Source organism: Flavobacterium sp. SORGH_AS_0622, assembly GCF_030818825.1.
Classification (GTDB): Bacteria; Bacteroidota; Bacteroidia; order Flavobacteriales; family Flavobacteriaceae; genus Flavobacterium.
In genome coordinates this window covers 110605-125324 of record NZ_JAUTAX010000001.1, presented here as the reverse complement: position 1 = coordinate 125324, position 14720 = coordinate 110605, and the positions used below count along the sequence as shown (strand labels likewise).

The following is a 14720-nucleotide window of genomic DNA, read 5'->3' as shown; positions in this document are numbered from 1 at the left end:
GGATTAAAACCATAAAAACCTTAAACAAAAACAAAGATGATTTTAGAAATGAAAGTCCCATCACCAGGGGAGTCAATAAAAGAAGTTGAAATTGCAACTTGGTTAGTAAAAGACGGAGATTATGTAGAGAAAGATCAGGCTATTGCTGAAGTAGATTCAGATAAAGCTACTCTTGAATTGCCTGCTGAAATGAGCGGTGTAATTACACTAAAAGCTGAAGAAGGTGATACAGTTGCAGTAGGTGCTGTAGTTTGTTTAATTGATACAGATGCTGCAAAACCAGCAGGTGATGCAACAGCTCCAGCGGCTGAAGCTCCAAAAGCTGAGGCACCAAAAGCTGAAGCTCCAAAGGCTGAAGCGCCAAAAGCTGAAGCACCGAAAGCAGCTCCAGCAGCAACAAGTTATGCAGCCGGAACTCCATCTCCTGCGGCAAGAAAAATATTAGACGAAAAAAATATTGCTCCAGCAACAGTTTCTGGAACTGGTAAAGGCGGAAGAATCACTAAAGATGACGCTGTAAATGCAGTGCCTTCTATGGGAACTCCAACTGGTGGAAGCCGTGGAACTGAGCGTACAAAATTATCAATGTTACGTCGTAAAGTAGCAGAAAGATTAGTTTCAGCTAAAAATGAAACTGCTATGCTTACTACTTTCAACGAAGTAAACATGACGCCAATCAACCAAATTCGTAATGAATACAAAGATGCTTTCAAAGCGAAACATGGTGGTTTAGGTTTAGGCTTTATGTCATTCTTTACAAAAGCAGTTACAAGAGCTTTACAATTATACCCAGATGTGAACTCAATGATGGACGGTGATTACAAAATCGCTTATGATTTTGCTGATATCTCAATCGCAGTTTCTGGACCAAAAGGATTAATGGTTCCTGTGGTTCGTAATGCTGAATTATTGACTTTCCGTGGTATCGAAGCTGAAATCAAAAGATTAGCTTTAAGAGCTCGTGATGGTCAAATTACAGTTGACGATATGACTGGAGGAACTTTCACAATCACTAACGGTGGTGTTTTCGGAAGTATGTTAAGTACTCCAATCATCAACCCTCCTCAATCAGGAATTTTAGGAATGCACAACATCATCGAGCGTCCAATCGCTGTAAACGGTAAAGTTGAAATTCACCCAATGATGTACGTAGCACTTTCTTACGATCACAGAATTATCGACGGACGTGAGTCTGTTGGTTTCCTGGTTGCTGTAAAAGAGGCTTTAGAAAATCCAGTAGAATTATTAATGAATGGCGATGCTAAACGTGCTTTAGAATTGTAATTATAATAATTTTCTGCTATACAAAAAACCTGTTCATTAATACGAACAGGTTTTTTTTGCTTAATATTAGCTTAAAATCTCCTTAATTTGTTAATTTTTTAAACAAATGTAAATTTTACCCTTTAAAAATATTTTATTTAGAATAAATAAAAACAAACTTGCATGATTTATATTCAACATGTAAATTTGCGCTATTAAAATCAATTCTAAATAAAAATGAAATCTAAATTTACAATTTCTTTTTTGAGTTTTTGTTTTTTCTTATTAGCGGGCACAATAGCTTCTGCACAGGAAAAAGCAACTATTAAAGGTCAAATTAGTTTATCCAATGATGAAGCTGCTGATAATGTTTCGGTATCATTAAAAGGAACCAAAATAGGAACCAATACAGATAGCAATGGTTTTTATGAAATTAAAAATCTTAAACCAGGAAACTACGTAATTAGAGTTTCTGCTGTCGGGTACTCATCAAAAGAAAAAAGTATTACCTTAAATAACGGTGATGATTTAGTTGAGGATTTTATTATTAGCTCAAATTCAGAACAATTAGATGAAATTGTTTTAAATGGAAATGCTAAAAAAAACACATTTGCTCGTAAAGAAACACAACAAGTTTCAAGATTACCTCTTAAAAATCTTGAAAACCCACAAGTATATACTACAATTACAAGCGAACTTTTAAAAGAGCAAGTTGTTACAAATATTGATGACGCTTTAAAAAATGCTCCAGGATTAACACCGCTTTGGGCCTCTACGGGTCGTGGAGGTGACGGTGCAGGATATTTTTCGTTAAGAGGATTTGCTGTACAGCCAACTATGATTAATGGATTACCAGGATTATCAAACGGAGGTTTAGATCCTGCAAACATTGATAAAATTGAAGTAATCAAAGGACCATCTGGAACTTTATTTGGAAGCAGTTTAATCTCTTACGGAGGTTTAATTAACTTAACTACAAAAAAACCTTACGATCATTTTGGTGGAGAGGTTAGTTATACTGCTGGAAGTAATGGTTTAAACAGAGTTACTGCAGATGTTAATACTCCCAGTAGACGACGAGCACAAAATTAATTTCCGTGTAAATACAGCTTACCACACAGAAAATAGTTTTCAAGATGCAGGATTCAAAAAATCATTCTTTTTTGCACCATCATTATCATACCAAGTTAGTGACAAACTTTCGTTTTTCATCAATACAGAATTTATGAACAACAAACAGACTAACCCTACTATGTTATTTTTAGATAGAGGTGCTGTATTGAGAGTTCATAATATGGATGAATTAGGTTATGATAATAAACGTTCTTACACTAGTAATGAACTTGCAATTGAAACACCATCATACAACTTACAAGGTCAAATGATGTACAAATTTAATGATCAATGGACTTCGCAGACTGTAGTTTCAAGAGGTTCATCGTCATCTGAAGGATACTATTCTTACATCTACGAAGGCACGCAATATGCTCCTGATGAGATAAGTGAAGGAATTGTTTTATCACGTTATATGAATTACCAAAATTCAACAACACTTACGACTGACATTCAGCAAAACTTCATTGGCGATTTCAAAATTGGAAACATGAGAAACAGAATCGTTGCTGGTTTGGATTACTTTAATAGAGGATTAATTGACAATAGTTCAAATTATGTAACAAATGGTAATATTTACATTGGTAATCTAGATGTAGCAACTGTAAATCAGTATTTATACCAAATTACAGACCCCGCTAAATATATTACAAATGGAGATAATGGAAATCTAACTAAAGCAGGAACTGACGCTCTTATCGCTAATGCAGGAATTAGCATGAATAGAACAAAGCAAGAAGTTTACAGTGCTTATGTTTCTGATGTATTTAACTTTACTCCTGCTTTGTCTGCAATGGCAAGTTTACGCGTGGACCGTTTTATTACTGCTGGAAATGTGGCTACAAAAGATGATGATTTTAATCAAACTTCTTTTTCTCCTAAATTTGGTTTAGTGTACCAGCCAATTCTTGATAAAGTTTCGATTTTTGCAAACTATATGGATGGTTTCGCTAATTCTGCTCCAGTAACAGAAATTTTAGCTGACGGATCTACACGTCCAAGAACTTTTAAACCAGAGCATGCTAACCAATTCGAAATTGGAACAAAATTAAACGTGTTTCAAGATAAACTTTACGCAACATTCAGCTACTATGACATTCAAGTAAAAGATCAAGTTTACGTAATTTACGGTGCAACAACTCAAACAGCTTTCCAAGATGGAGCACAAAGAAACAAAGGTTTTGAAGCAGAATTCGTGGCAAATCCAGTTGCTGGTTTAAACATCGTTGCTGGTTACAGTTATGTTGATGCTATCTTAAACGCTGGAGATCCATCATTTGTAGGACAAAGACCAGAAAGTTCTGGACCAAGAAATTTAGCAAATTTTTGGGCAAGTTATAAATTCCCTCAAGGAGATTTACAAGGTTTTGGTTTAGGTTTTGGAGGAAACTATGCTGATAAAAACTTAATCATGAACAGAAATGTTATAGGTCAGTTTGCATTACCTTCTTATACAGTTTTAAATTCATCAGTATTCTACGGAACTGAAAAATATACCTTGACATTAAAATTAGACAATATTACTAATGTTGACACTTACGATGGTTGGTCTACAATTCATCCAAGAAATATGAGAACTGTTGCAGCAAACTTCTCATACAGATTTTAATAAAAACATTCAACCACCTTTCTTGCAAGAGAAAGGTGGTTTTTAAATTTCTAAGATTATGATAACAATTGCCAGCCTTATCGTTTTTCTAGCTTTTTATACGCTTTATTATACTTCAAAAAGAGCGGTTTTGTCTTATGATTTAGGTTTTGAAAAATGGATGCAGAAAAATCCAAAACAGACAAAAATCATCGGCCTAGCTCTTTTATTATCTGCTTATTTGATGTGGCTTTTTACTCAGTCTTTAGGCTGTGGTACTTTGATGTTTTTTGTTCAGCTAATGACAGTTGGAAGTTTAATCATCATACTTACACCATTAAAAAAAGTAAACAGTAAAGCACTTCTAGCAATCTTGATTATAGTTGCATTACTAGAACTTTATTATAATTAGAAACCTCATTAAATTAAAATATGCCAGCAAATCCAAAATATCTAAACCCTTCTTTTTGGCCTCGTTTTACCAAAATTACTGCTGCTATTTTAGGAGGATACTTTGTTTCTGTTACGTTTCATTTAGCTCTTGCTGCTTGGTTTAGTCGTGCAGATGTTTTAATAACAATGGCTTTTACTGGTTTTATTCTTTGGGTTGCTTTAATGGTAATTGCATTTTTAGCCAAAAGCGGCTGGAAAATCTGGGGAATTTACATCCTGCTGACTTTACTTTTTTGTCTTTTTATTTATCTGGGTCAAACTTATAACCATACGGCAAAATAATATTTATGAACAACCGTCATTACAATATCTATTTTCATACACATACTGTCAGCGGAATCGTTATCAGTGTAGTGCTTTTTGTTATTTTCTTTGCTGGATCTTTTTCTTTTTTTAGAGATGACATCATCAATTGGGAAAGAAGTGAATCTACAGCAATTACAAAAGAAATTCAGCTAGACTACAATAAAGCCCTGCAGCATCTTGATAAAAAATATATTTTGCATGGCAGAAATATTACGATCTCTAAGCCTTCTACAGAGGAGAGAGTAGCTATTTATATGGAAGGAACCAAAGATACTTTGGCTCCAGCGAAACAAAAAGAAGGACAGTTTTTCTATCTCAATCCTAAAAATTTTAAATCTTTCACTTACGAAGAATCATATTCTTTAGGAGAACTTTTATATCGCCTGCATTTCTTTGCCCAAATTCCGTACCCTATTGGGTATTATTTATCTGGTTTTACGGCTTTATTTTTCTTATTTGCGATTGTGACAGGAGTATTGCTTCATTGGAAAAAAATTGTATCTAACTTTTATATTTTCCGCCCAAAAGAAAAATTAAAAACACTTTGGACAGATGCTCACACGGCGCTTGGAATGATTGGTTTACCATTTCAATTCGTATATGCAGTTACAGGTGCTTTTTTTATGATCAAACTTTTGATCGTAGCTCCCGCAGTAATGGCTCTATATAATGGCGATCAAGATAAATTGTATAAAGAATTAGAATATAAAGATCCTGATTATAAATTTGAAAATAAGAAACTAGCAACTCCTTTTAACATTGATGAACTGGTTGCAAAAACAAAAAAGAATTGGTCTGATTTTGAAATCACACGCGTTTTTATCCAAAATTACGGCGATGCGAACATGCATGTTTTAGTTGAAGGAGAACTTTTAAGTCACAAAAAATTTACTGGAATTGGAAAGGTCATTTACCGAATTGCTGATGAAAAAGAAATTGCTAAAAAAGATCCGATCTCTCAAACGAGTTACTTAGATGTTGTAAAAAATGTTTTATACCGCATTCACTTTGGTGATTATGGCGGATATGCTTTAAAAATCGTGAGCTTTATTTTAGGAATCATTACCTGTTTTGTAATTATCTCTGGAGTTATGATTTGGCTGGTTGCAAGACAGAAAAATAATATGCCTGAAAAGAAAAGACGTTTCAACGCAGCTGTTGTTCGCATTTATCTGGCAATTTGTTTGAGCATGTATCCAATTACTGCTTTGGCTTTTATCGGAAGTAAAATTTTCTATCCTTTAAGCCAATCCAACCTGTTTACACTTTATTTTGGCGGGTGGTTGTTGCTTGCAATCTTCTTTATCATTAAAAAGAACGATGCTTTTACCAATAAATTCTGTTTAATTTCAGGAAGTGTTTTAGGATTTTTAATTCCAATTACAAACGGAATTGTTTCAGGAGATTGGTTTTGGACATCTTTCTTAAACAACAAAATTCAAATTTTCTTTATTGATGTTTTCTGGATTTTCCTGGCTTCGATTTCATTATACGTTGCCTACCATTTAAAATCTAAAAAAGCGGTTGCTTAATTATTTTTTTTTTGCCACAGATTATAAGAATTATAGTTTTTTTTTAATTAAAGTGAACAAAACAAAAATCTGCTTAGATCTGTAGAATCCGCGCAAAAAAACTTTGTGCCTTAGCGTCTTTGCGCTATCTAAATCTTTTGCATAAACATCCATAACAAATAAAATAATCTACAATAATTTGTCCCATATAAGTTTTGAGCCTACTTTTACGCTTTTAATCAAAAATGGGATTCAAAACCAAAATACGTTTTCTGCATAAATGGCTCGGATTAATTTCTGGGCTTATTGTTTTTATAATCAGTATTACAGGCTGTATTTTTTGCTTTCATGATGAAATAAAAGATGTTACAAGAAAAGAATGGCGATTGGTTGAACCTCAAAACAAACCATTTATACTGCCTTCTGTTTTAGAAAAAAAAGCAAAAGAGATTGTTCCGAAGAATAAAACGAGCATGGTTTCTTATTACGGCAAAAACCGTTCAGCGATTGTTTATACTTATTCTGAAACTGAAAATTTATACCTCTATTTCAATCCTTACACAGGTAAATATTTAAAAACCGAAAATCCAGAAACAGATTTTTTTATTATTGTTGAATACATTCATTTGTATTTACTCCTTCCCGATTATATTGGAAAACATATTATTGGCGGCGCGACCATTATTTTTATTCTGTTATTAATTTCTGGACTTATCCAATGGTGGCCTAAAAAGAGGTCTGACCTTAAAAGAAGTCTTACGGTAAAATGGTCTGCAAAATGGCGTCGGGTAAATTACGACTGGCATAATACTTCTGGTTTTTACATTTTGATTATAGCATTAATTTTAGCCATTACCGGACTTACCTTTACTTATGAATGGGTTGGCGACGGAATTTACAAAACATTTAATTTTGGCGGCGACAAAATACTCGAAACAAAACTTCCTGTAATTGACACAACTCAATTAAAAACCAATTCAATTACAGCAATAGACCGTGCATATCTTCAAACCACAAAACTACAGCCAGATGCCGAAATGTTTTTTGTATTAATCCCGCAGCAAAAAGGAGATATTATTAGTACAGGCGCTTATCCGCACACGTTAAGATACGATCATCAAAGCAATTATTACTTTCATCCAAATGATGGGAAATTAATTGAAAAACAACCTTTTGAAAACAAAACTCTGGGCTTACAGATTGTCGAAATGAATTACGGAATTCACACAGGCCAAATTTTAGATTTACCTGGAAAAATTATTGCTTTTATAGCAAGTTTATTTGCAGCTGCACTTCCTGTAAGTGGATTTGTAATTTGGTATGGAAGAAAATACAAAAGAAAAAAATCTAAGGCATAAAAAAACCGCTCTGAAAAGAACGGTTTTATTTATCTCAATAAATCTTTTTAATTAATTTCTATTGGCTACAGGGTTTTTCTGTAAATTCTTAACAGAACTAACTTTACTATCTACATAAGCTACTTCAGAAAGATTTTTTTCATTGAAAAACATCCATTTTCCAGTTTTTAATCCATCTGCATATTCACCTACTACAGTTTTATTTCCGTTTTCATCATAAGATACCCAAACACCGTCCAATTTTCCATCTTTAAAAAAGCCTTCCTGCTGTATTTTTCCATTGTCATAATAGTAAGTAGCTTTTACTTTATTTCCAACAGCTTCCAATTCAGGTTTTGTTTCTTGTGCTGTTAGAATTCCAGAGAATAACACAGCCGCTAAAATCACACACTTTTTCATATCTTTAGGTATTAAATGTTATTGAATGTTATCAAATTGTTATCAAATATAGTTAATACTTTACATTAAACAAACTTTTGCTTAACAATTTGGTAACATTGAATAAAAACTTAACATTGGAAAAGTATTAACAATAAAAAAACCAGCGCTCAAGCACTGGTTTTACTGGTATTTTAGAAAAAACTCTAATTTACGATAACGTTATAAATTTCGTAAATAATTTAGTTCAATAATGCACTTAGCTGTTTATCAAGTTCAGGATCAGATGGTCTAGGCGCTTCAGACTTCACAACATTTCCTTGTGGATCAATTAAGATAAATCTCGGAATTCCAGTTACACCATAATTAACGACAAACTCAGATTCCCAGTCTTTATCTGCAAAAAGCTGTGTTCCTCCCAGATGTTTATCTGTTACAAATTTTTTCCATTTTTCGTTGTCTTTCAATTTATCAATAGAGATACTTACAAATTCAATGTTTTTCCCGTGATATTTTTCCTCAATCCTTTGAAGATACGGAATTTCAGCTCTACAAGGCGCGCACCAAGTTGCCCAAAGGTCGATGTAAACATATTTCCCTTTTAAGTCAGACAGTTTTGTTTTTCCGCCTTTAAAGTTGTCGTAATTAAAATCTGGAGAAGCTTTTCCAACCATTTTATTAGCTTTTGCAGCTCTTTCATATTCTTCAGCAGCATATTGGTGGAAACCGTCAAAACTACGTTTTAGTGCTGTTTTAAATTCTGGGTCAAAATTTCCTTTTTCAAGACTTTCTGTATCTGCTTTTAATTTAGCATCAAGTAATGCTGTAAATTCCCCTGATTCTTTAGAAAAAGCATCTTTCTGAAAGTTTTCATCTTTTAAAGCTTGCTGCGCCAAAAAGTTACTTTCATCTACACCTTTACCTTTATATACAATAGTCTCATCAAATTCTTTAGCGTTCATGGTCAGATTAACTTCAGAATTTGGTTTTAAATATAAATTTGAAGATTCTGTTCCATCAGAAAACATATAAAATCCTTTTGGAGCATCAAAAGCTGCAGTAAAAACCTCTTTTTTATTGATTGGAATTACTTGCTTAAAATTATCTTTTCCTTTAATAACTAAAGTGTCACTGTTTCTATTTGATATTTTAGCCGTGAACTTAATCGAATTTTTACTTTGACCAATAACATTCAAAGCATTAAAAATTACCAACCCTGCAACAAAAAGTTTTTTCATAGGTATTTAAATTTGTTTTTAATGATTCAAAACTAAAGAATTTAAAGCTTCGTGATTTAAGAATTAACAAAATATTTAAAATTATTCTACATCAACTTATCACTTTACTATATTAATTTGAATTTTGTGTTTACTTTTGCAGTCTAAAATTTGCATCATGTATAGAAGTCATAATTGCGGCGAACTAAATGCCTCAAATATTAATACGGAAGTTACTCTAGCGGGCTGGGTACAAAAGTCACGCGATAAAGGATTTATGAATTGGGTTGACTTACGTGACCGTTACGGAATTACACAACTTATTTTTGATGAAAGCCGTACCGATAAAACAGTTTTTGAATTGGCTAAAACTCTAGGAAGAGAATTTGTTATTCAAGTAAAAGGAACTGTAATTGAGCGTGAAGCTAAAAACAAAAACATTCCAACTGGTGAAATCGAAATTTTAGTTTCTGAACTAACGATTTTAAATACTGCTTTAACTCCTCCATTTACAATTGAAGATGAAACTGACGGTGGAGAAGATATTAGAATGAAGTATCGCTATTTAGATATCAGAAGAAATCCTGTAAAAAACAGTTTATTATTCCGTCACAAAGTGGCAATGGAAGTTCGTAAATACTTATCAGATTTAGATTTCTGCGAAGTAGAGACTCCTTATTTAATTAAATCTACTCCAGAAGGAGCAAGAGATTTCGTTGTACCAAGCCGTATGAACGAAGGTCAGTTTTATGCTTTGCCTCAATCGCCACAAACTTTCAAACAACTTTTGATGGTTGGAGGAATGGATAAATATTTCCAAATCGTGAAATGTTTCCGTGATGAAGATTTACGCGCAGACCGTCAGCCGGAATTTACGCAAATCGACTGCGAAATGGCATTTGTAGAACAAGAAGACATTTTGAATGTTTTTGAAGGCTTGACAAGACATTTATTAAAAGAAATTAAAGGTATTGAAGTAGATAAATTCCCTAGAATTACTTACGACTATGCCATGAAAACATACGGAAATGATAAACCAGACATCCGTTTCGGAATGAAGTTTGGCGAATTAAACGAATTTGCACAGCATAAAGAATTTCCAGTTTTTAATAGTGCCGAATTAGTTGTCGGAATTGCAGTTCCTGGAGCAGGAAATTATACTCGTAAAGAAATTGACGGATTAATTGACTGGGTAAAGCGTCCGCAAGTTGGAGCATCAGGAATGGTGTATGTAAAATGCAACGAAGACGGAACGTTTAAATCATCTGTAGACAAATTCTACGACCAAGATGATTTGACAAACTGGGCAAAAGCTACAGAAGCAAACCCTGGAGATATGATTTTTGTACTTTCTGGTCCTGCAAACAAAACACGTGCACAGCTTTCTGCACTTCGTATGGAATTAGCAACTCGTTTGGGATTGCGTAAACCAGAAGAATTTGCACCACTATGGGTTGTAGATTTTCCATTATTAGAATTAGACGAAGAAAGCGGACGTTATCATGCTATGCACCATCCATTTACTTCTCCTAAACCAGAAGATATGGCTTTACTGGAAACAGAACCAGGAAAAGTTCGTGCAAATGCTTATGATATGGTTTTAAACGGAAACGAAATTGGCGGAGGATCTATTCGTATTCACGATAAAGCTACGCAGCAGTTAATGTTTAAATATTTAGGGTTTACCGAAGAAGAAGCAAAAGCGCAATTTGGTTTCTTAATGGACGCTTTCCAATTCGGAGCACCTCCTCACGGTGGTTTAGCTTTTGGATTGGATAGATTAGTTGCTATTTTAGGAGGTCAGGAAACTATTAGAGATTTTATTGCTTTCCCTAAAAACAATTCTGGACGTGATGTTATGATTGATGCACCTGCAGCAATTGACGATGCACAATTGAAAGAATTACATATTAAAATCGATTCTATCTAAATTATAGAAATTAAATACCTAAAAGCGCCTGAAAAATTTTCAGGCGCTTTTTTTATATGAAAACATCAAAATAATCTTAAAATAATCATTTTTCGAAATATGAAATTCTTACAAATGGCTTGTTTTTATATTCCTACAATAAATGATTCTCAAATTATGGTATTTCATATAAAATTTGATGCAATAAACTACGTAAAAACACTGGAAATCAATAATTTTTACAAAAAATTAACACCTTAGTGTCTTTTGTATGAATTTATATGTTACATTTGCTTTATTATAAATTATTATTACAATTACAATGCGTACAGGTACAGTAAAATTTTTCAATGAATCTAAAGGTTATGGATTCATTACAGACGAAGAAACAGGAAAGGATATCTTCGTTCACGCTTCAGGAATTAACGCGGAAGAATTACGCGAAGGAGACCGTGTAAGCTATGAAGAAGAAGAAGGAAGAAAAGGGAAAGTTGCTGCTAAAGTAGCAGTAATCTAAGAAAAATATAGCAATTTATTTTTTTTGCCTCTGAATGGTCTAGAAAACGTTTCGATTAATATCGAGACGTTTTTTTTTGCTCTTTTCTTAAAATAATATTAAAATAACGCCCTGTTATTTATAATCAATAAAAATTAGGCATAAACGCTATTTCGCACCTCACTTAAAACCTTTTTTAGCTTGTGTTTTACAGAGTTGAAAGTTATCTTTGTGGCTCATTTTTTAAGTAAAAAATCGAAGTTTATGCAATCTGATCAATACAGTTACATTCCTATTTTAATGCAGTTTATTCTAGCTGTTGGTTTTGTAGTAGGAACAATCATTATTTCTGGAAAATTAGGACCAAGAAGAACCTCTGAAGTTAAAGATAAAAACTTCGAATGCGGTGTCGAATCTGTTGGTAATGCCCGTATTCCGTTTTCTGTTAAATATTTCCTAGTTGCCATTTTATTTGTATTGTTCGACGTAGAGGTAATTTTCCTTTATCCTTGGGCGGTAAACTTCAAAGATTTAGGAATTGAAGGAATGCTGAAAATGTTAGTTTTCATGTCATTACTTTTAGTTGGTTTCTTTTATATCATCAAAAAGAAAGCACTAGAGTGGGAATAAGAAAATTTAGATTTCAGATTTTTGATTTTAGATTGTTTTGATTTAGAATTTTAGATTTGAAAGCTTAATTTCTCAAAATACAATAATGATTTTAAAAATATAGATCATAGACTAAGATTTGAAAAAATCTAAAATCTAAAATCTAAAATCTAAAATAAAATGAGCGATTCAAAAGTAAATATGGTTGCGCCACCGGAAGGAGTTGTAGGAGAAGGTTTCTTCGCTACAAAACTTAATGATGTTGTTGGTTTGGCACGCGCGAATTCTCTTTGGCCTTTACCTTTTGCAACATCTTGCTGCGGAATTGAGTTTATGGCAACAATGGCTTCACATTACGATTTGGCACGATTTGGATCTGAGCGTGTGAGTTTTTCTCCACGTCAAGCAGATATGTTATTAGTAATGGGGACTATTTCAAAAAAAATGGCACCTATCTTAAGACAAGTATACGAGCAGATGTCAGAACCTCGCTGGGTAATTGCAGTTGGAGCATGTGCTTCATCAGGAGGAATATTTGATACTTATTCTGTTCTTCAAGGAATTGACAAAGTAATCCCTGTTGATGTTTATGTACCAGGATGCCCACCAAGACCAGAACAAATCGTAGATGGAGTAATGAGACTTCAAGAATTGGTAAAAAGCGAATCTGTGAGACGCAGAAGCTCACCAGAATACCAAGAATTATTAGCTTCATATAATATCTCATAAGATGGCTTTAGAAAATACCCAGATTCAAGATAAACTTACAGAAACATTTAATAACGATGTTTTTAACTTTCAACAAGAAAGAGATATTTTTTCTTTAGAAGCTTCGGCTGATAAAATTACAGCGTTGATTTTATTCCTTAAAAACGATCCAGAATTACGTTTTCATTTCTTAACTGATTTATGTGGTATTCATTACCCAGACAATGAAGCAGAACGTCAATTTGCAGTTGTATATCACCTGCACAATTGGTACGAAAACAAAAGATTAAAGATCAAAGTTTTTCTAAATGGTGAAAAACCAGAAATCAAATCAATTTCAAATATCTTTTTAAGTTCAAACTGGATGGAAAGAGAAACATACGATTTCTTTGGTATCAATTTTATTGGTCACCCGCAATTGAAACGTATTTTGAATATGGACGAAATGGTGTCTTTCCCAATGAGAAAAGAATTCCCAATGGAAGACAGCGGAAGAACTGATAAAGACGACAGATTCTTTGGAAGAACAACAACAAATTGCTAAAAAATAAATAATTCAACATTATAAAATGTCAGAACTATTATTACCACCAGAGCATCGTTATGCTAAAATAATTAAGGAGAAACTAAATGAAGACGGAAGTGAACTTTCAGTTCTGAATTTAGGTCCGACACACCCTGCAACACACGGTATTTTTCAAAATATACTGTTGATGGATGGGGAAAGAATTCTTGAGGCTGAACCAACTATTGGTTACATCCACAGAGCTTTCGAAAAAATCGCCGAAAATCGTCCTTTTTATCAAATTACACCTCTTACAGACCGTATGAACTATTGCTCCTCTCCTATTAACAATATGGGATGGTGGATGACTTTAGAAAAATTATTAGGTATTGAAGTTCCTAAAAGAGCACAGTACTTAAGAGTTATCGTAATGGAATTGGCTCGTATTACAGACCACTTAATCTGTAACTCGATTTTGGGTGTAGATACTGGTGCGTATACTGGTTTCTTATACGTTTTTCAATTTAGAGAAAAAATCTACGAAATCTACGAAGAAATTTGTGGAGCTCGTTTAACTACAAATATGGGAAGAATTGGTGGTTTTGAAAGAGACTGGTCTCCAGAAGCTTTCAAAAAACTAGATACTTTCCTTGAAGAATTTCCAATTGCTTGGAAAGAATTCGAAAACTTATTTGAAAGAAATAGAATTTTCCTTGATAGAACTGTAAATGTAGGCGCAATTTCTGCTGAACAAGCAATGGCTTACGGATTTACAGGTCCAAACTTGCGTGCTGCGGGTGTTGATTATGATGTTCGTGTTGCACAGCCTTACTCATCTTACGAAGATTTCGATTTTATTGTTCCTGTTGGAAAATCAGGAGATACTTATGATCGTTTCTGTGTGCGTAATGCTGAAGTTTGGGAAAGTTTAAGCATTATTCGTCAGGCGTTAGAAAAAATGCCTCCAGGAAACGAATATCATGCTGAAGTTCCAGATTACTACCTTCCTCCAAAAGAAGATGTTTACACTTCTATGGAATCTTTAATTTATCACTTTAAGATTGTAATGGGAGAAGTTCCTGTACCAGTTGCAGAAATTTACCACCCAGTTGAAGGAGGAAACGGAGAAATCGGATTTTATTTAGTTACAGACGGAAGTAGAACTCCATATAGATTACATTTCAGAAGACCATGCTTTATTTATTACCAAGCATATCCAGAAATGATCAAAGGTGCTTTACTTTCTGATGCAATTGTTATTTTATCAAGTTTAAATGTAATTGCAGGTGAATTAGATGCCTAAAAA

General features: G+C 33.5%; 15 protein-coding genes. 13 read left to right on the top strand and 2 right to left on the bottom strand.

The annotated features are described in order from the left end of the window. Window positions 1-36 precede the first annotated feature (36 nt). The 7 genes from odhB (at window position 37) to QE431_RS00510 (ending at window position 7592) form a co-directional block, all read left to right on the top strand. Window positions 37-1284 (top strand): 2-oxoglutarate dehydrogenase complex dihydrolipoyllysine-residue succinyltransferase, encoded by a 1248-nt coding sequence (gene odhB, locus QE431_RS00540; protein ID WP_057115736.1) that lies wholly within the window; start codon window positions 37-39, stop codon window positions 1282-1284. Window positions 1285-1500: 216 nt separating this feature from the next. Continuing rightward, on the top strand, window positions 1501-2355 hold the full coding sequence (locus QE431_RS00535; protein WP_307291623.1) for a carboxypeptidase-like regulatory domain-containing protein: 855 nt from the start codon (window positions 1501-1503) through the stop codon (window positions 2353-2355). Beyond that, on the top strand, window positions 2318-3985 hold the full coding sequence (locus tag QE431_RS00530) for a TonB-dependent siderophore receptor (protein WP_307291621.1): 1668 nt from the start codon (window positions 2318-2320) through the stop codon (window positions 3983-3985). The genes QE431_RS00535 and QE431_RS00530 overlap by 38 nt, the downstream gene beginning before the upstream one ends. Window positions 3986-4043: 58 nt before the next feature. Continuing rightward, on the top strand, window positions 4044-4376 hold the full coding sequence (locus QE431_RS00525) for a hypothetical protein (RefSeq protein ID WP_134138992.1): 333 nt from the start codon (window positions 4044-4046) through the stop codon (window positions 4374-4376). Between the two features lie 20 nt (window positions 4377-4396). Further along, entirely contained in the window at window positions 4397-4699 is a 303-nt protein-coding gene (locus tag QE431_RS00520; RefSeq protein ID WP_307291619.1) for a hypothetical protein, read from the top strand. Window positions 4700-4704: 5 nt separating this feature from the next. Beyond that, window positions 4705-6255 carry a PepSY domain-containing protein gene (locus tag QE431_RS00515; RefSeq protein ID WP_307291618.1) on the top strand — a complete coding sequence of 517 codons (1551 nt, stop codon included), beginning with the start codon at window positions 4705-4707 and terminating at the stop codon, window positions 6253-6255. A 224-nt stretch (window positions 6256-6479) separates the two neighbouring features. After that, window positions 6480-7592, top strand: coding sequence for a PepSY domain-containing protein (locus QE431_RS00510; RefSeq protein WP_307291617.1), 1113 nt, complete (start codon window positions 6480-6482; stop codon window positions 7590-7592). A gap of 51 nt (window positions 7593-7643) precedes the next feature. On the opposite strand, the gene QE431_RS00505 is transcribed toward QE431_RS00510, so the two are convergent. Both QE431_RS00505 and QE431_RS00500 read right to left on the bottom strand, forming a co-directional pair. Then, the gene (locus tag QE431_RS00505) at window positions 7644-7991 is read right to left on the bottom strand and encodes a toxin-antitoxin system YwqK family antitoxin (protein ID WP_057115722.1); all 348 of its coding nucleotides are present in this window, start codon (window positions 7989-7991) and stop codon (window positions 7644-7646) included. 221 nt (window positions 7992-8212) lie between these two features. Further along, on the bottom strand, window positions 8213-9208 hold the full coding sequence (locus tag QE431_RS00500; RefSeq protein WP_307291615.1) for a TlpA disulfide reductase family protein: 996 nt from the start codon (window positions 9206-9208) through the stop codon (window positions 8213-8215). A 157-nt stretch (window positions 9209-9365) separates the two neighbouring features. On the opposite strand from QE431_RS00500, the gene aspS reads away from it, so the two are divergent. The 6 genes from aspS (at window position 9366) to QE431_RS00470 (ending at window position 14717) form a co-directional block, all read left to right on the top strand. Beyond that, window positions 9366-11117, top strand: coding sequence for an aspartate--tRNA ligase (gene aspS / locus QE431_RS00495; protein WP_307291613.1), 1752 nt, complete (start codon window positions 9366-9368; stop codon window positions 11115-11117). Window positions 11118-11418: 301 nt separating this feature from the next. Beyond that, window positions 11419-11613, top strand: a complete 195-nt coding sequence (locus QE431_RS00490) for a cold-shock protein (RefSeq protein ID WP_007137066.1) — start codon at window positions 11419-11421, stop codon at window positions 11611-11613. A 243-nt stretch (window positions 11614-11856) separates the two neighbouring features. After that, window positions 11857-12222, top strand: coding sequence for an NADH-quinone oxidoreductase subunit A (locus QE431_RS00485; protein WP_057115716.1), 366 nt, complete (start codon window positions 11857-11859; stop codon window positions 12220-12222). A gap of 159 nt (window positions 12223-12381) precedes the next feature. Next, window positions 12382-12930 carry an NADH-quinone oxidoreductase subunit B gene (locus QE431_RS00480; protein ID WP_035646217.1) on the top strand — a complete coding sequence of 183 codons (549 nt, stop codon included), beginning with the start codon at window positions 12382-12384 and terminating at the stop codon, window positions 12928-12930. A 1-nt stretch (window position 12931) separates the two neighbouring features. Then, window positions 12932-13453, top strand: a complete 522-nt coding sequence (locus QE431_RS00475) for an NADH-quinone oxidoreductase subunit C (protein ID WP_057115713.1) — start codon at window positions 12932-12934, stop codon at window positions 13451-13453. A 25-nt stretch (window positions 13454-13478) separates the two neighbouring features. Further along, the gene (locus tag QE431_RS00470; RefSeq protein ID WP_057115711.1) at window positions 13479-14717 is read left to right on the top strand and encodes an NADH-quinone oxidoreductase subunit D; all 1239 of its coding nucleotides are present in this window, start codon (window positions 13479-13481) and stop codon (window positions 14715-14717) included. Window positions 14718-14720 lie beyond the last annotated feature (3 nt).